The organism is Prolinoborus fasciculus, assembly GCF_056724605.1.
The window spans coordinates 1-608 of record NZ_JBWZQN010000172.1; the positions used below are offsets into that span (position 1 = coordinate 1).

Consider the following 608-nt stretch of genomic DNA (forward strand, 5'->3'; position numbering starts at 1 on the left):
GCATTGGCATTAAACTGAGGAGAAACGACGAGTAAAAGCTCTCCATTTTCTAACTGTAGTGCACTTATATATAGTTTCACCCGACCAACCAAAATCCGTCGTTTACGACATTCAATTTGACCAACTTTAAGATGGCGAAATAAATCACTAATTTTATGATTCTTTCCTAAATGATTGGTGACAATGAAGTTTTTTTAACACGAATGCAGAAGTTGATGTCTTGTTCAATTAACCATGTAAACCACTGCTCACCGATAAACTCTCTGTCTGCGAACACATTCACAATACGGTCTTTACCAAAAATGGCTATAAAGCGTTGAATCAAAGCAATACGCTCTTTCGTATCTGAATTTCCACGTTTATTAAGCAATGTCCAAAGGATAGGTATCGCTATTCCACGATAAACGATTGCGAGCATCAGGATATTAATATTTCGTTTTCCCCATTTCCAATTGGTTCTATCTAAAGTCAGTTGCACTTGGTCGAATGAAAACATATTGAAAATCAACTGAGAAATTTGACGATAATCAAAATACTGACCTGCAAAGAAGCGCTGCATACGTCGATAAAATGATTGTGGTAAGCACTTGATGGGCAAGGCTTTAGAT

At 36.8% G+C, this 608-nt stretch carries 1 pseudogene; it reads right to left on the bottom strand.

The window, feature by feature from the left end:
* A pseudogene (locus AC1P5O_RS16795) lies at positions 1–608 on the bottom strand (IS4-like element ISAba1 family transposase); the annotation flags it as partial.